This window comes from Streptomyces sp. NPDC090499, assembly GCF_044769305.1.
Classification (GTDB): domain Bacteria; phylum Actinomycetota; class Actinomycetes; order Streptomycetales; family Streptomycetaceae; genus Streptomyces.
Window position 1 is genome coordinate 943,066 of sequence record NZ_JBIVXP010000001.1, and the last position, 23,505, is coordinate 966,570.

At 70.2% G+C, this 23,505-nt stretch carries 22 protein-coding genes; 13 read left to right on the forward strand and 9 right to left on the reverse strand.

Translation table 11 applies throughout. The annotated features are described in order from the left end of the window. Positions 1-66: 66 nt before the first annotated feature. The 8 genes from ACIQVL_RS04405 (at position 67) to ACIQVL_RS04440 (ending at position 10,483) form a co-directional block, all read left to right on the forward strand. A complete protein-coding gene (locus ACIQVL_RS04405) occupies positions 67-1,227 on the forward strand; it encodes a mandelate racemase/muconate lactonizing enzyme family protein (RefSeq protein WP_403474321.1) in 1,161 nt (386 codons plus the stop codon). Next, entirely contained in the window at positions 1,224-2,228 is a 1,005-nt protein-coding gene (locus tag ACIQVL_RS04410; RefSeq protein WP_403428098.1) for a zinc-binding dehydrogenase, read from the forward strand. The genes ACIQVL_RS04405 and ACIQVL_RS04410 overlap by 4 nt, the downstream gene beginning before the upstream one ends. Before the next feature lie 113 nt (positions 2,229-2,341). Then, positions 2,342-3,319 carry a hypothetical protein gene (locus tag ACIQVL_RS04415; protein WP_403474322.1) on the forward strand — a complete coding sequence of 326 codons (978 nt, stop codon included), beginning with the start codon at positions 2,342-2,344 and terminating at the stop codon, positions 3,317-3,319. Between the two features lie 118 nt (positions 3,320-3,437). Beyond that, the gene (gene chvE, locus ACIQVL_RS04420) at positions 3,438-4,547 is read left to right on the forward strand and encodes a multiple monosaccharide ABC transporter substrate-binding protein (protein WP_403428094.1); all 1,110 of its coding nucleotides are present in this window, start codon (positions 3,438-3,440) and stop codon (positions 4,545-4,547) included. Between the two features lie 44 nt (positions 4,548-4,591). Then, positions 4,592-6,154 (forward strand): multiple monosaccharide ABC transporter ATP-binding protein, encoded by a 1,563-nt coding sequence (gene mmsA, locus ACIQVL_RS04425; RefSeq protein ID WP_403428092.1) that lies wholly within the window; start codon positions 4,592-4,594, stop codon positions 6,152-6,154. Then, positions 6,151-7,395 carry a multiple monosaccharide ABC transporter permease gene (mmsB, locus tag ACIQVL_RS04430; RefSeq protein ID WP_403428089.1) on the forward strand — a complete coding sequence of 415 codons (1,245 nt, stop codon included), beginning with the start codon at positions 6,151-6,153 and terminating at the stop codon, positions 7,393-7,395. The genes mmsA and mmsB overlap by 4 nt, the downstream gene beginning before the upstream one ends. A gap of 53 nt (positions 7,396-7,448) precedes the next feature. Further along, entirely contained in the window at positions 7,449-8,603 is a 1,155-nt protein-coding gene (locus tag ACIQVL_RS04435; protein ID WP_403428086.1) for an aldose epimerase family protein, read from the forward strand. Between the two features lie 233 nt (positions 8,604-8,836). After that, on the forward strand, positions 8,837-10,483 hold the full coding sequence (locus ACIQVL_RS04440; RefSeq protein ID WP_403474323.1) for a pyridoxal phosphate-dependent aminotransferase: 1,647 nt from the start codon (positions 8,837-8,839) through the stop codon (positions 10,481-10,483). A 36-nt stretch (positions 10,484-10,519) separates the two neighbouring features. Here the strand turns inward: ACIQVL_RS04440 and ACIQVL_RS04445 are convergent, their stop codons facing one another. Beyond that, complete coding sequence (locus ACIQVL_RS04445; protein ID WP_403474324.1) at positions 10,520-11,461, reverse strand: NADP-dependent oxidoreductase; 942 nt, start codon at positions 11,459-11,461, stop codon at positions 10,520-10,522. 110 nt (positions 11,462-11,571) lie between these two features. Between ACIQVL_RS04445 and ACIQVL_RS04450 the strand changes: the two genes are divergently transcribed. Continuing rightward, entirely contained in the window at positions 11,572-12,138 is a 567-nt protein-coding gene (locus tag ACIQVL_RS04450) for a TetR family transcriptional regulator (protein ID WP_403474325.1), read from the forward strand. Between the two features lie 39 nt (positions 12,139-12,177). Here the strand turns inward: ACIQVL_RS04450 and ACIQVL_RS04455 are convergent, their stop codons facing one another. The 5 genes from ACIQVL_RS04455 to ACIQVL_RS04475 form a co-directional block, all read right to left on the reverse strand. Next, positions 12,178-13,788 (reverse strand): methyltransferase, encoded by a 1,611-nt coding sequence (locus ACIQVL_RS04455; protein ID WP_403474326.1) that lies wholly within the window; start codon positions 13,786-13,788, stop codon positions 12,178-12,180. A 62-nt stretch (positions 13,789-13,850) separates the two neighbouring features. Then, positions 13,851-15,041, reverse strand: coding sequence for a 4-hydroxybenzoate 3-monooxygenase (locus ACIQVL_RS04460; protein ID WP_403474327.1), 1,191 nt, complete (start codon positions 15,039-15,041; stop codon positions 13,851-13,853). A gap of 301 nt (positions 15,042-15,342) precedes the next feature. Next, on the reverse strand, positions 15,343-16,293 hold the full coding sequence (locus tag ACIQVL_RS04465) for a UTP--glucose-1-phosphate uridylyltransferase (protein WP_403428075.1): 951 nt from the start codon (positions 16,291-16,293) through the stop codon (positions 15,343-15,345). A 128-nt stretch (positions 16,294-16,421) separates the two neighbouring features. After that, positions 16,422-17,714, reverse strand: a complete 1,293-nt coding sequence (locus tag ACIQVL_RS04470) for a CaiB/BaiF CoA transferase family protein (RefSeq protein ID WP_403474328.1) — start codon at positions 17,712-17,714, stop codon at positions 16,422-16,424. Positions 17,715-17,719: 5 nt separating this feature from the next. Beyond that, positions 17,720-18,946 carry an acyl-CoA dehydrogenase family protein gene (locus ACIQVL_RS04475; RefSeq protein WP_403474329.1) on the reverse strand — a complete coding sequence of 409 codons (1,227 nt, stop codon included), beginning with the start codon at positions 18,944-18,946 and terminating at the stop codon, positions 17,720-17,722. A gap of 311 nt (positions 18,947-19,257) precedes the next feature. Between ACIQVL_RS04475 and ACIQVL_RS04480 the strand changes: the two genes are divergently transcribed. Continuing rightward, positions 19,258-20,016: an intradiol ring-cleavage dioxygenase gene (locus tag ACIQVL_RS04480; protein WP_403474330.1), complete on the forward strand. Its 759-nt coding sequence runs from the start codon at positions 19,258-19,260 to the stop codon at positions 20,014-20,016. A gap of 41 nt (positions 20,017-20,057) precedes the next feature. Here ACIQVL_RS04480 and ACIQVL_RS04485 read toward each other — a convergent pair whose 3' ends face one another. Continuing rightward, positions 20,058-20,522, reverse strand: a complete 465-nt coding sequence (locus ACIQVL_RS04485) for an ATP-binding protein (RefSeq protein ID WP_403474331.1) — start codon at positions 20,520-20,522, stop codon at positions 20,058-20,060. Between the two features lie 120 nt (positions 20,523-20,642). On the opposite strand from ACIQVL_RS04485, the gene ACIQVL_RS04490 reads away from it, so the two are divergent. The 3 genes from ACIQVL_RS04490 (at position 20,643) to ACIQVL_RS04500 (ending at position 22,504) form a co-directional block, all read left to right on the forward strand. Next, complete coding sequence (locus ACIQVL_RS04490) at positions 20,643-21,473, forward strand: Scr1 family TA system antitoxin-like transcriptional regulator (RefSeq protein WP_403474332.1); 831 nt, start codon at positions 20,643-20,645, stop codon at positions 21,471-21,473. Next, entirely contained in the window at positions 21,470-21,712 is a 243-nt protein-coding gene (locus ACIQVL_RS04495; protein WP_403474333.1) for a DUF397 domain-containing protein, read from the forward strand. The genes ACIQVL_RS04490 and ACIQVL_RS04495 overlap by 4 nt, the downstream gene beginning before the upstream one ends. A 270-nt stretch (positions 21,713-21,982) precedes the next feature. Continuing rightward, complete coding sequence (locus ACIQVL_RS04500) at positions 21,983-22,504, forward strand: hypothetical protein (RefSeq protein ID WP_403474334.1); 522 nt, start codon at positions 21,983-21,985, stop codon at positions 22,502-22,504. A gap of 4 nt (positions 22,505-22,508) precedes the next feature. Here the strand turns inward: ACIQVL_RS04500 and ACIQVL_RS04505 are convergent, their stop codons facing one another. Then, entirely contained in the window at positions 22,509-22,979 is a 471-nt protein-coding gene (locus tag ACIQVL_RS04505; RefSeq protein ID WP_403428060.1) for a pyridoxamine 5'-phosphate oxidase family protein, read from the reverse strand. A gap of 87 nt (positions 22,980-23,066) precedes the next feature. Further along, on the reverse strand, positions 23,067-23,459 hold the full coding sequence (locus tag ACIQVL_RS04510) for a nuclear transport factor 2 family protein (RefSeq protein WP_403474335.1): 393 nt from the start codon (positions 23,457-23,459) through the stop codon (positions 23,067-23,069). Positions 23,460-23,505: the final 46 nt, after the last annotated feature.

Sequence of the window (23,505 nt, forward strand, 5' to 3'; positions counted from 1 at the left end):
GTCCTTACTGTCACGCCAGCATTTCGAACGTGTGACGAAATCTCGAACAGCTGAGGGGCAACTGCCGTGCGCATCACCGGAATCAGCACACACGTGGTCGGGACGCCGTGGCGCAACCTGACGTACGTCCAGGTGCACACCGACGAGGGGATCACGGGAGTCGGCGAGACCCGGATGCTCGGTCACACCGACGCGCTGATCGGCTATCTGCGAGAGGCCGAGGCCAACCACATTCTCGGTTCGGACCCGTTCGCGGTGGAAGACCTGGTGCGCCGGATGAAGTACGGCGACTACGGCCGGGCGGGTGAGATCGTCATGTCCGGGATCGCCGTGATCGAGATGGCGTGCTGGGACATCAAGGGCAAGGCCCTGGGCGTGCCCGTGTGGCAGCTGCTCGGCGGGAAGGTGACCGACAGGGTCAAGGCGTACGCCAACGGCTGGTACACCACCGAGCGGACCCCGGAGGCCTATCACAAGGCCGCCCAGGGGGTCATGGAGCGCGGGTACAAGGCACTGAAGATCGACCCGTTCGGCACCGGCCACTTCGAGCTGGACCACGAGCAGACCCTGTACGCCGTGTCGCTCATCGAGGCCGTGCGGGACGCCATCGGGCCGGACGCCGAGCTGATGCTGGAGATGCACGGCCGGTTCTCGCCCTCCACCGCGGTACGGCTCGTGCGCGAGCTCGCGCCCTTCAAGCCGGCCTGGCTGGAGGAGCCGTGCCCGCCGGAGAACCTGAAGGCGCTGGAGAAGGTCGCCGCCAAGGTGGACATCCCGGTCGCCACCGGTGAGCGCATCCACGACCGCATCGAGTTCCGCGAGCTCTTCGAGAGCCAGGCCGTGGACGTCATCCAGCCGGACGTCGGCCATATCGGTGGAATCTGGGAGACCAGGAAGCTCGCCGCCACCGCCGAGACGCACTACGTGCTGGTCGCCCCGCACAACGTCGGCGGCTCGGTGCTCACCGCCGCCTCCCTCCAGGTCGGGTTCACCTCCCCGAACTTCAAGATCCTGGAGCACTTCAACGACTTCGCCGACGCCGAGATCAAGAAGGTCGTCAGGGGCGCCCCGGAGGTCGTGGACGGCTACTTCCACCTGTCGGACGCCCCTGGGCTCGGGGTCGAGTTCGACGCCGACGCGGCCGCCGAGTTCCCGCAGCAGCAGGCCCGGTTCGACCTGTGGGCCGAGGGCTGGGAGCAGCGCAAGCCGAAGGGGACGTCGAAGTGAGCTCCCAGGTCGTCGTCGAGGCGCCGGGCGTCCAGCGGGTCGAGGAGCACACGCCCCGCGAGCCGGGTCCGGGCGAGGCGCTGGTCGCCGTGCACGCGGTCGGGATTTGCGGAAGCGACCGCGAGGTGTACCAGGGGAACCGGCCCGAGGGGTACGTCCGGTACCCGCTGACGCCGGGCCACGAGTGGTCCGGGACGGTGCGGGCGGTCGGCGCCGGGGTGCCCGCCTCGCTGGTCGGGCGCAAGGTGGTCGGCGAGGGGTTCCGGAACTGCCAGGTGTGCGACCGCTGCCACGCCGGGGAGACCACCCTGTGCACCGACGGCTACGAGGAGACCGGCTTCACCCAGCCGGGCGCCATGGCCGCCACCCTCACCCTCCCGGCCCGCCTGCTGCACGCCCTCCCGGACGACGCCGACCTCACCGCCGCGGCCCTCCTTGAGCCCGCCGCCTGCATCGCGGCCGCCGCGCTCAAGGGCAACGCGCAGCCGGGCGAGCGGGTCGCGGTGGTCGGCACCGGGACGCTCGGGATGTTCGCCGTGCAGTTCCTGCGCGCGATCTCGCCGGGCGAGCTGCTGGTCGTCGGGACCAGGAACGACCGTGAGGCGCTCTCCCGGTCGTTCGGGGCCACCGACTTCCGCACCAGGGACCAGGAACTCCCCGACGACTTCGACGTCGTCATCGAGACCGCCGGGTCCGCGTCCGCCGCGCGCACCGCCGCCTCCCTGCTCAGGCGCGGCGGACGCCTGGTCCTGACCGGCATCCCGGCCGCGGGCGCCGACGGCCTGGACCCGACCGACCTCGTCGTACGGCAACTGGAGGTGCACACCGTCTTCGGGGCGCCGCCGGACGCCTGGTCGCACACGGTCCGCGTCTTCGCGGCCGGCCTCCTCGACCCGTTGCCGCTGGTCACGCACGAGCTGCCGCTGACCGAGTTCCCGCACGCCATCGAGCTGGTGGGGGCCGGTGATCCGAAGGTGGGCAAGGTGCTGCTCCGCCCCTAGGCGTACGCCGGCCGCGGCGTGCCCTGACCTCGCCGTGGCCGGCGTACCACCAAAGTCTTTCTCTGCCCCGAGCCGCGAACCTTGTCCGAAATACCGAACACGAAGGACAGCTTGTGACGACCGACGCTTCCGTTACGGCGGCCCGCCGACCCGGTGAGCAGGCGCTCGCCGCCCTCGGCCTGGGCGCGCCCGCTCTCGACCCCGCCGACGCCTCCGCCCACAACTTCCCGGGCGGCGGCAAGTGGCGCACCGAGATCCCCTCCTGCGAGGGTCCCGAGGCGCTGGCCGTCGTCCTCAAGGAGTCCTCGCGGCTCGACGTCCCGATCCACCGGATCAGCCAGGGCAGCGGCGTGTGGATGCTCTCCGACGCCGAGATCACCGAGATGGTCGAGGCGACCAACGAACGGGACATCGAGCTCTGCCTGTTCACCGGCCCGCGCGGCACCTGGGACATCGGCGGCTCGGTGCGCTCCGACTCGCGGGGGGCCGGGCTGCGCGCCCGCGGCCACGACGCCGTCGCCGGCTGTGTCGAGGACGCGGTCCGGGCGACCGAACTGGGCGTCAAGTGCCTGCTCGTCGCCGACGAGGGGGTGCTGTGGACGCTGCACCGGGCCCGGCAGGCGGGGATCATCCCGGCCGACACGACCCTGAAGGTCTCGGCGCTGGTCGGCCCCGTCAACCCGGCCTCGTACTCCGTCTTCGAGCACCTCGGCGCCGACTCGATCAACGTGCCGAGCGACCTGACGCTCGATCACCTCACCGAGATCCGGCGGGTGTCGGGCGCCCCCATGGACATGTACATCGAGGCCCCCGACGACCTCGGCGGCTACATCCGGATGTACGAGGTCGCCGAGCTGATCCGGCGCGGGGCGCCGATCTACCTGAAGTTCGGGCTGTCCAAGGCGCCCGGCATCTACCCGTGGGGCACGCACCTGCGGGACGTGACGCTGGACACCGCGCGGGAGCGGGTGCGGCGGGGGCGGCTGGCGCTGGACCTGCTGGCGCGGCACGGGGCGGACGGGGACATGGCGCCGCTGGGGTCGCGGCTGCCGGGGGTTCTCAACCGATTCCCCACCGAGGGTTCTGCCTGATGAGCGTCGGGAACTGCGGGTCCGTCGTGGCTGGTCGCGCAGTTCCCCGCGCCCCTACGGGGCGCTTCAAAACACCTGCAATGCATCTCAACGACGAGAAGAACAGGGACCGATCACCATGCGCACTCGTAGAAGCGCTCTCACCCTCATAGCCGGGGCCGCCTCCCTCGCCCTGACGCTGTCCGCGTGCGGGCAGAGCGGTGAGGGCGGCAGCAAGGAGGACAGCGGCAGTGCCAAGGGCGGCACGATCGGCATCGCGATGCCGACCAAGTCCTCCGAGCGTTGGATCGCGGACGGCAAGAACGTCGTCAAGGACCTGGAGTCCAAGGGTTACAAGACCAAGCTGGTCTACGGCGAGGACGACCCGGACCAGCAGGTCTCGCAGATCGAGAACCTGATCACGCAGGGCGTCAAGGGCCTGATCATCGCGGCCATCGACAACAAGTCCCTGAACAACGTGCTCCAGGAGGCCGCGGACGCCAACATCCCGGTCATCGCCTACGACCGGCTGATCCTCGGCACGAAGAACGTCGACTACTACGCGTCCTTCGACAACGAGAAGGTCGGCGTCGAGCAGGGCACCTACATCGTGCACAAGCTGGGCCTGGACAGCGGCAAGAAGGGCCCGTTCAACATCGAGCTGTTCGCCGGCTCCAACGACGACAACAACACCAAGTACTTCTTCAGCGGCGCGATGAGCGTGCTCCAGCCGTACATCGACAAGAAGCAGCTGGTGGTCAAGTCCGGGCAGACCGCGCTCAACAAGGTCACCACCCTGCGCTGGGACGGCGCGACCGCGCAGTCCCGCATGGAGGACATCCTCACCTCCTCCTACAAGTCCGCCAAGGTCGACGCGGTGCTCTCGCCGTACGACGGCATCTCGATCGGCATCATCGCCGCGCTGAAGTCGGACGGCTACGGCTCCGGCAGCCAGCCGCTGCCCGTCATCACCGGGCAGGACGCCGAGCTGGCCTCGGTGAAGTCGATCATCGCGGGCGAGCAGACGCAGACCGTCTACAAGGACACCCGGCAGCTCGCCAAGGTCGCCGCGACCATGGTCGACGACGTCCTGAACAAGAAGACGCCGGAGACGAACGACACCAAGACGTACGACAACGGCTCCAAGGTCGTGCCGGCCTACCTGCTGCAGCCGGTGAGCGTCGACAAGTCGAACTACGAGGAAGTCCTCGTCAAGGGCGGCTACTACACCGACGCCGAGCTCAAGTGACCCGAGTCCCCCACTAGTTGTCCTACTGATTGGAAGGCACGACCATGGCGGGACCCGTCCTGGAAATGCGCTCGATCGTCAAGACCTTTCCCGGCGTCAAGGCGCTGTCGGACGTCACACTGACCGTCCGCCAGGGCGAGGTCCACGCCATCTGCGGGGAGAACGGCGCCGGCAAGTCGACCCTGATGAAGGTCCTCTCCGGCGTCCACCCGCACGGCACCTACGAGGGGGACATCCTCTTCGAGGGTGAGCTCTGCAGGTTCGGTGACATCCGGGCGAGCGAGCAGCGCGGCATCGTCATCATCCACCAGGAGCTGGCGCTGTCGCCGTACCTGTCGCTGGCCGAGAACATCTTCCTCGGCAACGAACACGCCAAGGGCGGGTTCATCGACTGGCGCGAGACCCTGCGGCACGCCACCGAACTGCTGCGCCGGGTCGGTCTCGACGACCACCCGGAGACCCGCGTCACCGACATCGGCGTGGGCAAGCAGCAGCTGGTGGAGATCGCGAAGGCGCTGTCGAAGAAGGTGAAGCTGCTCATCCTGGATGAGCCGACGGCCGCCCTGAACGACGAGGACAGCGGCAAACTCCTCGACCTGATCCTGGAGTTGAAGAACCAGGGCATCACCTCGATCATCATCTCGCACAAGCTCAACGAGATCCGCAAGGTCGCCGACTCGGTGACGATCATCCGGGACGGCCACTCCATCGAGACCCTCGACGTGAAGTCGCAGGACACGACGGAGGAGCGGATCATCTCGGGCATGGTGGGCCGCGACCTGGACCACCGCTTCCCCGAGCGCACCCCCTACGAGGGCGCGGCGGACGCGGCGCCGGCGCTGGAGATCCGCGACTGGACCGTGCGGCACCCGATCGACCACGAGCGCAAGGTCGTCGACGACGTGTCGATCCACGTCCGGCGCGGCGAGATCGTCGGCATCGCGGGCCTGATGGGCGCCGGCCGCACCGAACTCGCGATGAACGTCTTCGGGCGGACCTACGGCCGCTACGACGGCGGCACGGTCCTCAAGGACGGCACCGAGATCCGTACCAAGTCGGTCGCCGAGGCGGTCGGGCACGGCATCGCGTACGTCACCGAGGACCGCAAGCACTACGGCCTCAACCTGATCGACACCATCAACCGCAACATCTCGCTGACCGCGCTGAACAAGGTCGCCCGGCGCGGGATCGTGGACGAGCACGAGGAGCGGCAGGTCTCCGAGGGCTACCGCACGTCCATGAACATCAAGGCGCCGACGGTCTTCGAGCCGGTGGGCAAGCTGTCGGGCGGCAACCAGCAGAAGGTCGTCCTCAGCAAGTGGATCTTCGCGGGTCCCGACGTGCTGATCCTCGACGAGCCGACCCGCGGCATCGACGTCGGCGCCAAGTACGAGATCTACACGGTCATCGACCAGCTCGCCGCGCAGGGCAAGGCGGTCGTCTTCATCTCCTCCGAGCTGCCCGAACTGCTCGGCATGTGCGACCGCATCTACACGATGGCCGCGGGCCGCCTGACCGGTGAGGTGCCGCGCGCCGAGGCCACGCAGGAAGTGCTGATGCGCCATATGACGAAAGACAAGGCGAAGGACAAAGAGGTATCGCGATGAGCACGGATGTCACCGCCAAGAGCCCGGCGCCGGCGCCGCCGGGCAGGAGCGGGTCGGCCGCCGACGGGAACCTGCTCCGGCTGGTCCTGGACGGGCTGCGCCGCAACATGCGCCAGTACGGCATGCTGATCGCGCTCGGCCTGATCGTCGCCCTGTTCGCGGTGTGGACGGACGGCGACCTGCTGCTGCCGCGCAACGTCTCCAACCTGGTCCTGCAGAACAGCTACATCCTGATCCTGGCCATCGGCATGATGATGGTGATCATCGCCGGGCACATCGACCTGTCGGTCGGCTCGCTGACCGCGTTCGTGGGCGCCTTCGCGGCCGTCCTGACGGTCAACCACGGCGTGCCGTGGCCGGTCGCGTTGATCCTGTGCCTGGTGATGGGCGCCGTGGCCGGCTCGATGCAAGGGTTCCTGATCGCCTACCTGGGCATACCGTCGTTCATCGTCACCCTCGCCGGGATGCTGCTCTTCCGCGGTCTGACCGAGATCCTGCTCCAGGGCCAGACCATCGGCCCGTTCCCGAACGGGCTGCAGAACCTGGGCAACGGCTTCCTCCCCGAGGTCGGCCCGGACACCAACTACCACAACATCACGCTGCTGCTGGGGATCGTGCTGATCGCCGCCGTGGTCTGGCAGGAGTTCCGGGACCGGCGCCGCCAGCAGGAGTTCGCCCTGGAGGTGCCGCCCACCCGGCTGTTCCTGCTGAAGCTGACCGCGCTGGTCGCCGCGATCCTCGTCCTCACCATGCTGCTCGCCAGCTACAAGGGCGCCCCGATCATCCTGATCGTCCTGGGCGCGCTGGTCGTCGGCTACGGCTACGTGATGCGCAACGCGGTCTTCGGCCGGCACATCTACGCGATCGGCGGCAACCTGCCGGCGGCCAAGCTGTCCGGCGTCAAGGACAAGAAGGTCTCCTTCTACGTCTTCCTGAACATGGGCGTGCTCGCGGCCCTGGCCGGCCTGGTGGTAGCGGCCCGGCTGAACGCGGCCTCGCCGAAGGCGGGCGACGGCTTCGAACTGGAGGCGATCGCCTCCTCGTTCATCGGCGGCGCCTCCATGAGCGGCGGTGTCGGCACCATCCTCGGCGCCATCATCGGCGGTCTCGTCCTCGGCGTGCTGAACAACGGCATGAACCTCCTCAGCGTCGGCACCGACTGGCAACAGGTCATCAAGGGCCTCGCCCTCCTCGCGGCGGTCGGCTTCGACGTGTGGAACAAGCGCAAGTCCGGTTCGTAGTCAGTCAGGGCCCCGCCGGAAGGCGGGGCCCCTCCTATATGCAGGAGCCGCACATGGAACTGAACAGACGCACGGTCATCGCAGGAGCCGCGGCAGCGGGCATCGCCGCCACCACCCTCGGCGCGGGCAGTGCCGAGGCCGCCTCGGGGGGCAGGAAGCCGGTGAAGGAGCTCTTCGGCACCCTCGCCGACGGGACCAAGGTCCACCGCTGGTCCCTGGAGAACGGCGGCACCCGCCTGAAGGTCCTCTCCTACGGCGGCATCATCCAGTCCCTGGAGATCCCGGACCGGCACGGCAGGTACGCCAACGTGTCGCTCGGCTACGACAACCTCGCCGCGTACGTCGCCGGGACCACCTTCTTCGGCGCGACCATCGGCCGGTACGGGAACCGGATCGCCAAGGGCCAGTTCACCCTCGACGGCAAGAGCTACCAGCTCTCCGTCAACGACGGCGTCAACAGCCTGCACGGCGGTGCCAAGGGCTTCAACACGAAGGTCTGGGACATCGAGGGCTTCACCTCGGGCTCCGACGTCGGCCTGCACCTGTACTACACGAGCGTCGACGGCGAGATGGGCTACCCGGGCACCCTGAAGACCAAGGTGACCTTCACCCTGGACCGGCACGGCGACTGGACCATCGACTACGAGGCCACCACCGACAAGGCGACCGTGGTCAACCTCACCAACCACACCTACTGGAACCTCGCCGGTGAGGGCAACGGCACGATCGAGGACCACGAGCTGACGATCGCCGCCGGCCGCTACACGCCCACCGACTCGGGCCTGATCCCGACGGGCGAGCTGGCCACGGTCTCCGGCACCCCCTTCGACTTCCGCAAGGGCAAGCCGGTCGGCCGGGACATCCGCGCGGGCCACCCCCAGCAGGTGCAGGCCAAGGGCTTCGACCACAACTGGGTCCTCGACAAGGGCGTCACCGCCAAGCCGGAGCACATCGCCACGCTGCGCGACCCGCGCTCCGGCCGCACCCTGAAGATCGCCACGGACCAGCCGGGGCTGCAGTTCTACTCGGGCAACTTCCTCGACGGCACCCTCACCGGCACCTCCGGCCGCACCTACCGGCAGGGCGACGGACTGTGCCTGGAGACCCAGCACTTCCCCGACTCGCCGAACCACGCGAGCTTCCCGTCGACGGTGCTGCGGCCGGGGCAGGTGTACAGGACCCGGACGGTTCACTCGTTCGGGGCCTGAGCCGAGACAGCGTGGGCGCGGCCGGTAAGGGGCTGGTCGCGCCCACGCGCGTGCGTGACGGGGCGCCACATCGCAAGGTTCCAAGAAGAAACGTAAACTCACACTTTTTTCACACGGGTTGAACAGCGCCGCACCCGCCCCCGTACTCAAGGGCGGCCCGTGCTCCCCCGCGCGGGCCGCCCAAGACGACGGGCCCGGACGTCCCCATCGGGCCCGCCTCATACGGAGGTTAAATGGCCGGCAACGTCACCTCGTTGTTCCGCAGCGGCGCCCACAGCCCGTCGATGGCTGCGCTGGCACGCGAGGGAGGCGACGGAACCGGCCCGGTCGACTTCTGCATCCCCTGTAACCCCTACTTCCCCACCCCGGCCATGATGGAAACGATGGCGGCCCGGCTGAAGGACATCATCACCTTCTACCCGAGCAGCGCCGACACCATCACCGCCGAGCTCTGCAACCTCCTCCAGCTCCCCCCGCAGGCCGTGGCCATGGGCAACGGGTCCACCGAGCTGATCACCTGGATCGACCACCTGCTGGTCCGCGAGTCCCTCGCCATCCCCGTCCCCACCTTCGGCCGCTGGACCGACCAGCCGATGGAGACCGGCAAGCGCGTCGACATGTTCCCGCTCCAGGAGTCCAACGGCTTCGCGCTGGACCTCGCGCAGTACGCCGAGTTCATCCGCAAGCGGGGCACCAGGGTCGCCGTCATCTGCAACCCCAACAACCCCGACGGCGGCTTCCTGCACAAGCAGGCGCTGGTGCAGTTCATGGACGCCATGGCCGACCTGGACCTGATCGTCATCGACGAGTCGTTCCTGGAGTTCGCCGACGCGGAGGCCGAGCCGAGCGTCGTCCAGGAGGCGATGCTCCGCCCGAACGTCATAGTCCTGCGCAGCCTCGGCAAGAACTTCGGCCTGCACGGCATCCGGTTCGGCTACATGGTGGCCAACCCCTCGCTGGCCGGCAAGGTCCGCTCGATGCTCCCGAAGTGGAACCTCAACGCGTTCGCCGAGTACGTCGTCTTCATGCTCAAGGAGCACGGCACCGAGTACGCGCAGAGCCTGCTCCAGGTCCGCAAGGACCGCCTGGAGATGGCCAGCCAGCTCGCCACCCTGCCCGGCCTGACGGTCTACCCCTCGCAGGGCAACTTCCTCTTCGTGCGCCTTCCCGTCGGCGCCGAGGGCACCGTGGTGCGGGACCGGATGCTCACCGAGCACCGGATCCTGGTCCGCGAGTGCGGCAACAAGATCGGGTCTTCCAGCCGCTTCCTGCGTCTCGTGGTGCGCCCCGAAGTGGACGTGCGTCGCCTGGTGTCCGCCATGGAACAGGTGCTCTACGGGACCAGGAGGGGAGCCGCCGTGCCCGAGCTGAGCACCGGGACCAGCTACAGCTCGGGTACGGCGGCGGTGGACCGGCTGGTGAGCGAGACCAACGGGGCGGGCATCCCGCTCGCGCAGGCCGTCGGCGCGATGTCCGTCCCGGGGCTCGCCGCCGCTCCCGCCGCCGGCGTCGGCATGCCGCTCCCCGTCGCCGCGCAGCAGGGCGGCGCCGGGATGCCGATGCCGGCGGCAGCCATGCAGATGCAGCAGCCTCAGCAGATGCAGCAGCCGATGATGGCCCCGGTGACACCGATGGCCCCGATGGCACCCGCACCCGCCCCGATGCCCATGCAGATGCAGGCCCCCGCCCCGGCACCGGCCCCCATGCAGGCCGGTCCCACGCCGCCCGGGGTACCGGCCCGGGGCGGCCTCACCGCCGCGCAGGTCCGGGGGATGACGGCGCCCGCGCCACCGGTCCCGAACCTGGCTCCGGCCCCGGCCACCGGCTGGCCGAACGCCCAGAGCTGGCCCAACGCGGCGGGCATGGGCCAGGTCGGCTAGTCACGCCGTTCCTCCCCCGGTCTTCGGCCGGGGTGTTCATCCGGTCGTGATGATGAGCTTGCCGCCCTTGGGTGTGCGGTCGCGTTCGAGTTCCGTGAGCGCCTCGATCGCCTGGCCGAGGGGCACGACGCGGGCGACCGGCAGTCGCAGTGCCCCCTGCCCGGCGGCCTGTGCGACCGCGTCGAGGTCCTCCACCCTGGTCTTCGCGATCAGCACCTGGTACGACCCCTGCAGGGTGCTTCTCACGAACTTCCCCGGAGTGGGGTTGATGTCGATGATGCGGCCGCCGGGCCTGAGCAACGTCCGGGCCGCCCTGACCGGCAGCGTGCCGGCGGTGTCGAAGACGACGTCGAACCGCCCCGCGAGTTTCGTCGCGTCGAAGTCGAATCCGACGACCGGGGCGATACCGAGGTCGTGTGCCTCATGCGCGGCGGTACCGCGGCAGCTGCCTCCCACGGAGACGCCGTGCGCCAGGGCGATCTGGGCGGCGGACCGGCCGACTCCGCCGAGGCAGCCGTGGACGAAGACGCTCTGCCCTGCTTGCAGCCTGCCCTTGCCGATCACGGCCTGAAAGGCCGTGAGCCCGACGATGGGGAGCGCGGCGGCTTCCTCCCAGGTGAGATTCGCGGGCTTTCGCACGACTGCCTTCTCCTCGGCGACCACCATCTCGGCGAACGCTCCCGCCGCCTTGATGCTCGCCCCGCCGAGGACTTCGTCGCCGATGCCGAGCCGAGTGACGCCGTCGCCGACCGCCGCCACGACGCCCGAGAAGTCGTGCCCCAGGCCGCGCGGGAACTTCCGGCCGGTCATGATCTTCAGCTCGCCGTTGCGGATCTTCCAGTCCATCGGGTTCGCGGCCGCCGCCTTCACCCGGACCAGAACCTCACCGGGGCCGGGCCGGGCCGGCTCGAAATCCTCGTACCGCATCAGCTCGGGACCGCCGTACCGGTGGTACTGGATGCGCTTCAACGTCGTCATGGCGAACACCCTCACGCAGTGATGTCATCAGGTGACATCACCCTACTATGGTGATGTCACCTGATGACGTCAATACGGGAGCCGATGCGCGACGGCACTAAACTCACGGCATGGGACGATGGGCGCCTGGAGCCGGCGACCGACTGCGCGAGGCCGCACTGGCCCTGTACCTCGAGCGCGGCTTCGAGCAGACGATGGTGACCGACATCGCCGAGCGGGCCGGGGTGACCTCCCGCACCTTCTTCCGCTACTTCGCCGACAAGCGCGAGGTCCTCTTCGACGGGACGTCCGCGCTCACGGAGATCTCGCTGGCCGCGCTGGAGGCGGCGCCCGCCACGGCGTCGACGCTGGAGGTCGTCGCGGCGGCGCTGGACGCCGTGGCCGACATGATCGGACATGACCGTGAGCTCGCGCGGAAGCGGCAGTCGGTGATCATGTCCAACACCGATCTGCGCGAACGCGAGTTGATCAAGATCGCGAACATGTCGGCCGCGCTCGCCGACGGGCTGCGCGCACGGGGCGTCGACGGCATCGAGGCGGGCCTGGCCGCCGAGGCCGCGTGCGCGGTGTACCGGGTCGCCTTTCAGCGGTGGGTCGACGCCGACGACGGTCTCGACCTGAGTGACGCCATCCACCAGTCGTTCGCCCAACTGCGCGCCCTGACCGCCTCCGCCTGATCCACCGTGCGCCGCACGGCCCGGGCACGCGGCGCCGCGCTACCCCCGCACGGCGTGCAGCAGCGAGGCTCCCAGCGGCAGTGCGTGGCAGGCCACCGGTGCGAAGCCCGTCTCCGCCAGGAGGCGCCCGTAGTCGGCCTCCGTCCGTTCCCGGCCGCCCACGTTGCACAGCATGTGGAGGTCCCAGGCCGCCGCCGTGCTGCTGGGCAACAAGCGTTCGACAACGAGCAGTTGGCTGCCCCCGCGCATCGTCTCCGCGCAGCGCCGCAGGATGGTGCGGCAGCGGTCGTCGGCCCAGTCGTGCAGGACGCGGGAGAGGAGGTAGACGTCGCCGCCGGGCGGGACGGAGTCGGTGAAGTCGCCCTCGGTGAAGGCGCAGCGGCCGGACAGGTCGGCCAGGTGAGAGCGGGCCGCCGCCAGGGCGTCGGCGCGTTCCAGCAGGACGCCCTCCAGGTGGCCGTGGGCCCGCAGGATCCGGCCGAGGAGGGCGCCGTTGCCGCCGCCGACGTCGACGACGCGTCGTACGCCGGAGAAGTCGACGAGGTCCGGTACCGGTGTGAACATCTCCGCGCTCGCCGCCATCGACCGGTGGAAGAGGCCGGCGAGTTCGGGGTGCTCGGCGAAGTAGTGGAAGTGGTGCTTGCCGTAGCGGTGGGCGAAAGCTTCCTTCCCAGTGCTGACGGCGTACGGGAGTCCGGCGAAGGAGTCGTAGAACGGGCCGCCGTAGAGCAGTGCGAGGGGGTGGAGGGAGTGCTCGGTGCGGGTGCGGAGGGGTTCGCCGAGGGCGGTGAGGTGGTGGGTGCCGTCGGGGGACGACGTCAGCAGGCCCAGGGAGGCGAGGTAGCGCAGGAGGCGGTGCAGGGCGTCCGGGTCGGTGCCGGTGAGGGTCGCGAGCGTGGGGGCGTCGAGGGCGGGGTGGGCGGCGAGGTGGTCGGCGATGCCCAGTTCGGCCATGGTGCGGACGGCCTGGGTGGCCCAGGCGCCGGTCATGACGCCGAGGAGGGCGAGGGTGGGGTCGGGCAGGGGTTCCTGGCGGCCGGGGAGGCGGAGTTCGAAGCGGCGGTGGCCGGCGGTGCGGAAGTAGAGGACGGTGACGTTCTCGTGGTTGTTGTAGCCGCCGCCGTCCGGGACCGCGCCGCCGCGTTCCGTCAGCAGGGTGCGCAGTCCGGCGGGGATCACCCGGCCCGGTGCGGTCACCGCGAAGGCGTGGTGCGACTCGTGGCCGGCCGCCCGCTCGTCGGCGGCGACCGCCTCCAGCGGGGAGCCGGGCGGCACGGGCAGCGCGAAGATCTCCACGGTCCGCCCGGCCACCGGCACGTGCACGATCCCGACCGGGCTGTCGCCGAGAGCGGCGCCGTAGCGGCGGGCCAGCCGGCCGCGCACCACCACGCTCGGGGTGACGGGACCCGGGTCGAGTCCGGCGCTCCGCAGGTCGTCGCGGAGCCCGTCGAGGGAGGCGGGGAAGACCAGTACGGCGGTGTGGTCGTAGCCGAGGTGGCGGGCGACGTCGGCCCGCTCGTCGGCCGTCAGGCCGGGCAGCAGCCCGGCGAGGACCTGGTCCGTGTCGTGGTCGCGGACGTGGTCGGCCGCGCGCCGGATCCGGTCCAGGTCGGTTTCCGTCAGACATGCCTGTACGACGGAGATGTTCATGAAGGGTTCCCGATGATCGTGGGGCAGGAAGCACCGGGGGCGGCAAGAGCCGGCCCCGGGGGTCAGATGCCGGTGTAGTTCTCGGCGAAGAAGTCCTGGTGGGCGCGGGAGGTCCGCAGGCTCTCCAGGCGGGCGTACTGCAACCGGCGGCCGTAGCGGGCCTCGTCGTCCTGGCCGGCCGGGCCGTGCAGCAGGCCGCTCATCCAGTGCGAGAACTCGTGGGCCCGCCAGACGCGGGGCAGGCAGTCGGCGGCGTAGCGGGCGAGGCCGGTCGCGTCGCCGTGGGCCAGTGCAGCTTCGAGGGCACGGGCCAGCAACTCGGCCTGGAGGACGGCGAGGTTGGCGCCCTTGGCGGCCGAGGGGCTGATGAGTCCGGCGGCGTCACCGGCCAGCCACAGCCGGCCGGCGCCCGGGGAGTCCAGGACGTCGGAGCGCAGGTCGACGACCGCCTTCTCCAGGACCGGGCCGTGGCGCAGCGGCCCGAACTCGGCGGTCCGCAGCCGGGTCGCCAGCTCCGTCCAGATCCGGTCCTCGCTCCAGTCGGCGGGGTCGGTGCCGCGCGGGCACTGGAGGTAGTACCGGGTGACGGTGTCCGTGCGGGCCATGTGGCCGGCGAACCCGCGCTCGTGCAGGGCGTATCCGACGGCCTCCAGGCTGGGCGGGGCCGCGACCAGGACGGCCAGCCAGGAGACCCCGTGGTCCCTGCGGGCGGTCCGGGTGCCGCGGGCCGTCAGCGCGGCACGGCCGGTCCCCCGGTGCCCGTCGCAGCCGGCGACGTACCGCCCGGTGACCTCGGCGCCGCCGCGCACCCGCACCCGGGCCGCCGCGGCCGCCTCCGTCTCCTCGGGCTCCTCGGTCACGTCCGCCGCCTCGGCGCCGAACCGGATCTCGCCGCCGCGCCGCAGGTATGCGGCGATCAGGTCCCGTACGAGTTCCTGCTGCGGGTAGACGGTGTGCGGCTCGCCGAGGCCCAACTTGCCGTAGTCCAGGGTGAACTCGCCGCGGTCGCTGCGGAACAGGCAGGTGGTGTGGGTCTTCCCGCGGGCCAGCAGCCCGTCGGCCAGGCCGTGTTCCGTCAGCACGCGCACGGAGTGGGCGGCCAGGAATCCGGCGCGGGCCCTGCCCTCCACCGCGGCACGGTCGCGCCGCTCCAGGATCACGCAGTCGACGCCGCGGTCCAGCAGCAGGTTCCCCAGTACGAGCCCTGCCGGGCCGGCGCCGAGGATCACTACACCGACCTGTGCTGTTGCCATGCCCCGCCCCTGGAGTTGCCCTCTGTCCAGAAGGTTCATATCAGCCGCGCCCCTTACATAAGGGCAGAAAGCGGACTAATTACCCCTAAAGGGTTGCCTGAGGTGACGAGAGCTGCCGGGAACCGCCGCGAACCAGGGCGGAAACGACACGGTGCCCGTCCGCATCGAATGCGAACGGGCACCGGAGAGAGCGCCGGGCAGGCCTTGCACCTGCATTTCCCCGCAGGAAGCGGGGCGTCTTTCCTTGGACCACCAACGCAGCACCAGTCACTGCGAGTTGCGGCGACCAGCTCTGAAACGATCATACCGTACGCTGCACGTCCCCCTGCAACTCGGCGTCGCCCACGCCCTCGCCCTCGCCCTCGTCGAGCTTGCTGACCAGACCGCGCAGCACGGGCCCGTACTCGGGGTGGGCGAGGGCGAACGCCATCTGCGCGACCAGGTAGTCGGCCGGGTTGCCCGTGTCGTACCAGCGGCCCTGGATGACCTGCCCGTACACGGCCCGGCTGCCGGCGTAGGCGTTGATGGCGTCGGTGAGGTACACCTCGCCGGTGCGGTGCTCGTACCAGCGGCGGGTCTGCTCGCGCAGCTCGTCGATGATGCCGGGGGTGACGACGTACCCGCCGATGGCCGCGTACGGCGACGGCGCGTCGGCCGGCGCGGGCTTCTCGACCAGGCCGGTGATGCGCAGCTGGCCGTCGCCGAGGTCCTCCTTGACGATGGGCACGCCGTAGCGCTGGGAGTCGGCGGGGTCCATCGGCAGCAGGGCGAGGACCGGGCAGCCGGTCTGCTCGTAGGCGCGGATCAGCTGCTGGGCACGGGGCACCTCGGCGACGAACACGTCGTCGGGCCAGAGCACGAGGACGGGCTCGTCGCCGAAGGAGCGGGCGGCGTTCAGGACGGGCGTGCCGTTGCCGTACGGCCCGTACTGGTCGAGGTAGGTGATGTGCCCCTTGCGGGCCAGCTCGGCGACCTCCTCGACGGCGTCCGCGTAGGCGGTCTTGCCGTCGGCGCGCAGCTGCTCCACGAGGGCGGGATTGGGCCGGAAGTGGTCCTGGATCAGGCTCTTGCCGCCCGAGACGACGATGGTGATGTCGGTGATCCCGGAGTCCACCAGCTCCCGCACGGTGTGTTCGATCACCGGTTTGTCGCCGACGGGGAGCATCTCCTTCGGCGTGGCCTTGGTCAGGGGCAGCAGGCGGGAGCCCAGTCCGGCGGCGGGGATCACGGCCCTGCGGATCGTCGGGGACATCAGGTCTCTCTCGGTCGGGCGGCACGGGGGTACGTGGACGCTACCAACGGACCCTGTCCCACCCGGGAACACCGACCGGCCGGACCCCCACGTCCAGACGACTTCCGGGCGAAGCCGAGATGAAGAGTTCAGTGCGGCGGCTCCTGCGGCGGTGTGCCGGGGACCGCTCCCCCGGCGTGCAGTCCGGCGATCTCGGCGGGACCGAATCCCAGCTCGGCGAGGATCTCGTCGTTGTGCTCGCCCAGGTCCGGCGCCCGTTTCGCCGGCACCTTCGGCACCCCGCGGAGGACGACCGGACTGCTCACCGTCTCCGGCAGCCCGTCGACTCCGGCCAGCGGCACGACGATGCCGTTCTCGCGCAGCTGCGGGTCCCGCGCGGCCTCTTCCGGTGTCTGGATGAGGCTGTAGGTGATGCGTTCCCGGTCCAGCGCCTCCTTCCAGTGGGCGAAGGGCCGCGAGCGGAACGCGGTGTCGAGCAGCCCGGCCAGCGCGGCACCGTGCCGGACCATGCCCTCCAGGTCGGCGAACCGGGGGTCCTCCAGCAGTTCGGGGTGCCCGACGGCGCGTGCCAGCCCCGGCCAGCGCGCGAGTGAGGCGACCAGCATCAGCCATTCGCCGTCCGCGGTCCGGTAGGGGTTGTTCAGCGGGTTCGCCGGTGCCTTCCGGTCGTGCAGCTCGAAGGGGGTGCCGTCGGCGAGGGCGCCGGCCACCAGGGTTCCGGTGGCCCACACGCCGGTGGCGAGCAGTGACGTCCCGACGTCGGCCCCCTGTCCCGTCCGCTCCCGGCGGTACAGGGCGGTCGTGATCGCCGCGTAGACGGTGATCGCCGTCGTGTAGTCGCCGCTGCCCCAGACCGGTACGGTCGGCGGGGCGCCCGCGTCGCGGGTGGAGGCCAGCAGGCCGCTGCGCGACCAGAAGGCGGTCAGGTCGAAGCCCGGCTGCCGGGCGTCGGGACCCGCGTCCCCGAAGCCGGTGAGGTCGGCGTAGACGACCCTCGGGTTCCAGCCCGAGACCTCCTCGTAGCCGAGGTGCAGCTTCTCGCGCGTGCCGTGCGGGAAGTTGGTGATCACCACGTCGGCCCACTCGACGAGGCGCTTGAGGACCTCGACGGCCGCCGGCGACTTCAGGTCCAGCACCATGCCCCGCTTGTTGCGGTTGGCGAGGTGCCAGCTGTAGTTGGCCTCGGCCCGCGGACTGGGCGGCACGGAACTCAGCCGCCGCTGCGGGTCGCCCGCCCCCGGCGGCTCGATCTTGATGACGTCGGCCCCGAAGTCGGAGAGCACGGTGGCCGCTGCGGGTCCCGCGATGAACGAGGACGCGTCGAGAACCTTCAGGCCGGTGAAGACGGACTCGGGCGTCACGGATTCGGGCTTCACGGATTCGGGCTTCACGGATTCGGGCTTCACGGATTCGGGCGTCATCGCCGTCACTTCACGAAGGCGCTCAGGCCGTCGGTGACGGCGCGTCCCACGATCAGGGTCTGGATCTCCCGGGTGCCCTCGTACGAGTAGAGCGCCTCGGCGTCGGCGACGAAGCGGCCGACCTTGTAGTCGAGGACGATGCCGTTGCCTGCCAGCAGTTCCCGCGCCCAGCCGACGTTCTCCCGCATCCGCACGGTGCAGTACGCCTTCGCCAGCGCGGAGTGCTCGTCCCGGTAGATCCCGGCGTCCTGCAGCTGGGCCAGCCGCGTCACCATCCCGCACGAGGCCGTGGCGTTGCCGAGCATCTTCACCAGCAGGTCCTGGACGAGCTGGAAGCCGCCGATCGGGCGCCCGAACTGCTCGCGCTCCTTCGCGTACCGCAACGCGATCTCGTACGCGCCGAACATCACGCCGACGGCCTGCCAGGCCACCCCGCTGCGCGTCTGGCGCAGGATGCCCGCGGTGTCCTTGAACGAGTTCGCGTTCTGCAGCCGGTTGGCCTCCGGAACGCGGCAGTCTTCGAGCACGATGTCGGCGTTCTGCACGATCCGCAGCGCCATCTTGTTCTCGATCTTCGTCGCGGTGAACCCGGGGGTGTCCTTCTCCACGACGAAGCCCAGCACGTGGTTCGTCTCGGTGTCCCGCGCCCAGATGACGACCAGGTCGGCGAAGGTCGCGTTGCCGATCCACCGCTTGGCTCCGTCGAGGACCCAGCCGTCGCCGTCGCGGCGCGCGGTCGTCCGCAGGCCGCCGGCCACGTCGGAACCGCCGTGCGGCTCGGTCAGCCCGAAGGCCCCGATCTTCTCGAAGCGGCTCATCGCCGGCAGCCACCGCCGCTTCTGCTCGTCGGAGCCGCAGGCGAGGATCGAGCCCATGGCGAGCCCCGTGTGCACGCCGGAGAAGGTCGCCAAGGACGCGTCGGCGTGCGCGAATTCCAGCGCGAGGAATCCCGAGAGGAGATTGCTCGGCTTCGACTCCGTGGAGTCCGGGTCCGCCCAGTCCACGAGCCCGAGTCCGCCGAATCCCGCCACCAGTTGGAAGGGGAACTCGGCGCGCGCCCAGTAGTCGTCCACGAGGGGAGCGGCCTGCGATTCGAGAAATGCACGGACGCGCTCGATCTTCTCCCGCTCGCCGTCCGTCAGCAGTTCCTCGAAGGAGTAGAAGTCGGCGGGAAGCAGCCCTTTGCCCAGGTAGGGGCCGGACGGCGTCGGCAGGAGCGGGGTGGGGCCCATGGAAATCCTCCTCCAGCACTGCGGGACAGGGTGGTGACGTCGAAGCCCCTCGCCACCCGGCACTGTCCGTGCGGTGTCTCGGTTCTCCGGCGCGATTAGACCCGTATTCCGGGCCGATTCCCGCGAGCCCTCGCCGTTCAGGGGGTGCCATCGTCGCGGCGAACTACCCTAATGGCCCCTTTACCCGCCCGTTGTCCGTGATGCCGGACGCCGGCCCGCCAATCCGGCTGTCTCAACTCCGGACTTGACGGCGGGTCGCTTTACGGAACTGACAGCCCGCCGACAGGAGCCCTTCCTATGGTGCCGTGTCCATGACAGACACCTCAGATGACGCCCGCACCGTCGGACGCCGTACCGTACTCGTCGCCACCGGGACGACCGCCGCTGCCCTGGCCGTAGGCGCAGTGGTCTCGACCGAGGCCCCCGCGGCAGCCGCCGCCCCCGACCTCCAGCCGGCCGCCGCGGCGGCGGTCTGCACCCTCACGGAGGAAATGACCGAAGGCCCCTACTACCTCGACGGCGCGCTGGTCCGCACCGACATCACCGAGGGCAAGGCGGGCATCTCGCTCAAGCTCGCCCTCACCGTCGTCAACTCCGCCTGCACCGTCGTCCCCAACGCCCTCGTCGAGGTCTGGCACACCGACGCGCTCGGCGAGTACTCCGGCTACGTCGGCAACAACGGCCACAGCGAGGCCGACGACGGCACCTTCCTGCGCGGCGGCGTCCTCACCAACTCCAGCGGCGTCGCCAACATCACCACGATCTACCCGGGTTGGTACCGGGGCCGCTGCATCCACATCCACGTGAAGGTCCACACGGGCGTCACCCTGACCTCCGACGGCTCCTTCACCGGCGGCAGGACCGTGCACACCGGCCAGCTCTTCATCGACGAGACCATCACCACGACGGTCGCCAAGGTCTCGCCCTACTCGACCAACACGACCACCCGCACCACCCTCGCGCAGGACTCGATCTACGACGACGGCGGCGCCGGCTCCGGCCTCATGACCGTCACCGGCTCCACCACCGCCGGCTACACCGGCACCCTCACCCTGGGCGTCTCGACCTGACGCCCCCGGACCCCGGGAGGCACGCCTCCCGGGGTCCCCGCTCAGGGCCTGCGACGAAGCGGCAGGTCCACCTCGGCCCGTACGGTCTTGCCGGGTGCGCCGTCGCAGTCCCGCTCCAGCACCTCCCACCGATCGGCCAGCGCGTCCACGAGCACGAGCCCGCGCCCCCCGGCGTCCAGCGGCCCCGACGGCCGCACGTCCCGGGGGCCCGGCGGCCGCCGTTCGGCCCGGGTGTCGGTGACCTCGACCCGCACGCTCCCCGTCACGAGCGAGAGCCGCAGCTCGAAGTCCCGCCCCGGCACACGCCCGTGCGTCACCGCGTTGGCCGCCAGCTCCGCGACGATCACCGACACCTTGTCGATCACCTCCGCCGACGCGAACCGCCCGCCCCACGCGTGGAGTTGCGCGACCGCGAGATGCCGCGCGAGCCGGGCACCCCGCGGGGTGCCGCTGAGCCGCTGGGCGAGTGTCCGACTGACGGTGACGATGACGGGGGGTGCGTCCATGCCCCCAATCTGGCGCCAGGAACCGGCACTTCTCCAGGTGGGAGCCGCGTACGCCGGGCCCGCGTACACGGTCACGGACTGGACCGTACCGGTGACGCGCCGTCACCATGGGGCCGGGAGGTGGCCTACGTGGGCGATGGAGCGGAGCCGGAGTCGTCGGACAGTCTGCGGACCTTCGGGGCGGTGGTCCAGGCGTTGCGCGAACACGCCGGGCTGAGCAGGGAGGAGTTCGGGGAACGCGTGCGGTTCTCGAAACACACGGTGGCGTCGGTGGAACTGGGGAGGAGGATGCCGGACGAGTCCTTCGTGGAGGCCGCGGAGGAGGCCCTGGGCAACACGGGGGCCTTGCGGCGGGCGGCGGGGCATGTGGCCCGGCAACCGGGGCTGGCGGCTTGGTTTCGGCGGTGGGCCCAGCTGGAGCAAACCGCCATCACTCTGTACACCTACGAGTGCAGGATGATTCCGGGCCTGTTGCAGACAGAATCGTATGCGCGAACGCTGTTCACGGGGCAGTTGCCGCCGCTGGACGACGAACAGATCGAAGCCCGATGGACAGCACGTGCCGAACGGCAGGAGTTGCTCCGGAGCATGCCAAACACGGCGTTCGGCTTCATCCTGGAGGAGCACCTGTTCCGTCGGCGCACAGGCGGCGTCGACGTCACACACGAACTCGTGAATCACGTGCTGGAGATCGCCGAGTTGCGCAACGTGGAGATCCAGATCATGCCGACGATCCAGGAGTCACATGCTGGGCTCGCAGGCCCGATCCAGCTACTCGAATCCGCCGAAAACAAGTGGTTCGCCTACTGCGAAGGACAGCGAGGCGGCCTGCTGGTCCCCGACCCGAAAGAGGTCAGCATCCTTCAACGCCGCTATGCCAGGATGCGCTCACAGGCTCTTACGCTGGAAGACTCCCGGAGCTTGTTGCAGCGGATGCGAGGGGACTTATGAGCACCACCGAACTGGCGTGGTTCAAGAGCAGCTACAGCAGCAGCGGCGACGGCGACTGCATCGAAGTCGCCCTCTCCTGGCACAAGTCGAGCTACAGCAGCAGCGCTTTTGGCGACTGCGTCGAGGTAGCCCCCTGCCCCACCACCATCCACATCCGCGACTCCAAGAACCGCCGGGGCCCCCACCTCGCCCTCTCCCCCGCCGCCTGGGCCGACTTCCTCACGCACGCCGGAAAGTGACCGCGGGGCCGCCCGCTTCTCTTTCATGGTCGTGCCTCCGCGACCCGAGTAAAGGGCGCTGCGCGGAGGCACGACACTGGCCGGAGAAGCGGGTGGCCGCACGGCCCTTCTCCGACAGGCGTGCACACCGGTCGGCCTTCGGTGCCTCGTCCGCCTACCGATCGCGCGACGGCCACATGACTCGCGCACTTCTCCCCCACCTGGCCTACACACGCCCTGAACGGCGTGATTTGATCCCGGTACCGCAAGGCCAACGGGGGAGATCCAGCCATGTCCAGACGCCTTTTCGCCGCGCTCCTCGCGCTGAGCGCCGCCGCCCTCACCTCGTGCTCCGACGGCGGGGGCGCGGCCCTCGACGGCGCCGGGCAGGGCAGCAACCTCGTCGGGTACGAGCACACCCAGGTCGGCAAGGAGTACTGGGTGACCATGCCGGAGATGTCCAACAGCTCGGGGAAGCCGCTCACCGTCCTCAGCGCGGAGATCGTCCATGTGCCGGCCGGGCTGCGCGTCACGGGCTACCGGGTTGTCGGCGCCGGCACCGGTGGTCATCCCTACGGGGTGATCCCCGTGGGCGTCACGAACGACAGTGCCCGTCCTCACCAGGGCGGTTCGATCCCGATCAAGGCGCACGGCTCGTCGGACCTGTACTACGAGGCCCGGGTCAAGGTGACCGGCACGGTGCACGGTGACCTGACCACCTGCCGCTACGGGTACCGGCAGGGCTCCACCACGTACCACGAGGACATCGGCTGCGACACCCGGATCCGCCTCGGCGAGCCGGTGACCGGCTGAGGCCCTAGACCAGCCACTTCCCGTCGCGCATCAGGGTCCGCCCGGCCAGCTCGGGAACGGTTCCCCATGCCTGCAGCACCTGCGGGGCAACCTGGAAGAAGACGTACGACGGGTGGTCCTCGCGGGGGTCCCAGCCGTCCTTGGCGGCGAAGGAGTCGCCCACGCCGGCCGGAAGCTCCTCCCGGGTCAGCATGCGCGCGGTGCCGTGGACCAGGACGACGTCCCGGGTGTGGCCGAAGGAGAGCCGGACCCGGCCGGAGGCAAGGAGGTTGCGCCCGGTCGGGTTGGTGTCGCGGGTGGCCAGCCACACGCTTTCGCCGTCCCACCAGAAGGCGAGCGGAACGAGGCACGGCTCGCCGGTGCCGTCGGCCGTGGCGACCCACACGTCGTTGTCGCGCGCGAGCCGCTCCAGGGCCTCGCGCTTGCGCTGCTCCTGGCTTCGGGGTTCGCCGGGGCGAGAGTCAACTGATGCCATGCGGCGAGGTTATGACGCGACGCGTCCGGTCACATCCGGCGGCGGGACTAGGGCGCGAGGCGTAGGGCCGTACGCGTACGGCCCGGCCTAGTCGTGCGCCGCGGGGTCGAACCCCTCGGGTGCCCGGTCCAGGAAGACCGTGACGGAGCTGATCCGGCCGTCCTGCTCAAGGTGCAGGACGTCGGTTCCGGTGGCGAAGGAGGTCTCCGCGCCGGCGCCGGTCAGGATCTCCCAGCGGAGCCGGGCGCGGCCGTGGTGGACCTGGGGCTGCTCGCGCAGGCGGAGGGCGACCGGGCCCATGTGGGCGGCGAACTGGTTGCGGAAGTCGATCAGCGCCTGTGTCCCGCTGAGGACTCCGATCTGGGCGCGGTACTCGACGCCGTCGGTGAAGGCGGCCTCGGCGCAGGCGCGCTGCTCGTGCTCGGTGCCGGTGTTCCAGAACCGTACGTATTCGTCGAGCCGTTCGGCGATCTCGGTCATCGTGGTCGTCCCTTCGCGGTGAAGTGGCCTGTCGGCTCCCGACTTT

Excerpts from the sequence above, each read along its gene's own strand:
- chvE (WP_403428094.1), top strand. The coding sequence starts at position 3,438 with ATGCGCACTCGTAGAAGCGCTCTCACCCTCATAGCCGGGGCCGCCTCC.
- mmsA (WP_403428092.1), top strand. The coding sequence starts at position 4,592 with ATGGCGGGACCCGTCCTGGAAATGCGCTCGATCGTCAAGACCTTTCCC.
- mmsB (WP_403428089.1), top strand. The coding sequence starts at position 6,151 with ATGAGCACGGATGTCACCGCCAAGAGCCCGGCGCCGGCGCCGCCGGGC.
- ACIQVL_RS04435 (WP_403428086.1), top strand. The coding sequence starts at position 7,449 with ATGGAACTGAACAGACGCACGGTCATCGCAGGAGCCGCGGCAGCGGGC.
- ACIQVL_RS04440 (WP_403474323.1), top strand. The coding sequence starts at position 8,837 with ATGGCCGGCAACGTCACCTCGTTGTTCCGCAGCGGCGCCCACAGCCCG.
- ACIQVL_RS04445 (WP_403474324.1), bottom strand. The coding sequence starts at position 11,461 with ATGACGACGTTGAAGCGCATCCAGTACCACCGGTACGGCGGTCCCGAG.
- ACIQVL_RS04450 (WP_403474325.1), top strand. The coding sequence starts at position 11,572 with ATGGGACGATGGGCGCCTGGAGCCGGCGACCGACTGCGCGAGGCCGCA.
- ACIQVL_RS04455 (WP_403474326.1), bottom strand. The coding sequence starts at position 13,788 with ATGAACATCTCCGTCGTACAGGCATGTCTGACGGAAACCGACCTGGAC.
- ACIQVL_RS04460 (WP_403474327.1), bottom strand. The coding sequence starts at position 15,041 with ATGGCAACAGCACAGGTCGGTGTAGTGATCCTCGGCGCCGGCCCGGCA.
- ACIQVL_RS04465 (WP_403428075.1), bottom strand. The coding sequence starts at position 16,293 with ATGTCCCCGACGATCCGCAGGGCCGTGATCCCCGCCGCCGGACTGGGC.
- ACIQVL_RS04470 (WP_403474328.1), bottom strand. The coding sequence starts at position 17,714 with ATGACGCCCGAATCCGTGAAGCCCGAATCCGTGAAGCCCGAATCCGTG.
- ACIQVL_RS04475 (WP_403474329.1), bottom strand. The coding sequence starts at position 18,946 with ATGGGCCCCACCCCGCTCCTGCCGACGCCGTCCGGCCCCTACCTGGGC.
- ACIQVL_RS04480 (WP_403474330.1), top strand. The coding sequence starts at position 19,258 with ATGACAGACACCTCAGATGACGCCCGCACCGTCGGACGCCGTACCGTA.
- ACIQVL_RS04485 (WP_403474331.1), bottom strand. The coding sequence starts at position 20,522 with ATGGACGCACCCCCCGTCATCGTCACCGTCAGTCGGACACTCGCCCAG.
- ACIQVL_RS04495 (WP_403474333.1), top strand. The coding sequence starts at position 21,470 with ATGAGCACCACCGAACTGGCGTGGTTCAAGAGCAGCTACAGCAGCAGC.
- ACIQVL_RS04500 (WP_403474334.1), top strand. The coding sequence starts at position 21,983 with ATGTCCAGACGCCTTTTCGCCGCGCTCCTCGCGCTGAGCGCCGCCGCC.
- ACIQVL_RS04505 (WP_403428060.1), bottom strand. The coding sequence starts at position 22,979 with ATGGCATCAGTTGACTCTCGCCCCGGCGAACCCCGAAGCCAGGAGCAG.
- ACIQVL_RS04510 (WP_403474335.1), bottom strand. The coding sequence starts at position 23,459 with ATGACCGAGATCGCCGAACGGCTCGACGAATACGTACGGTTCTGGAAC.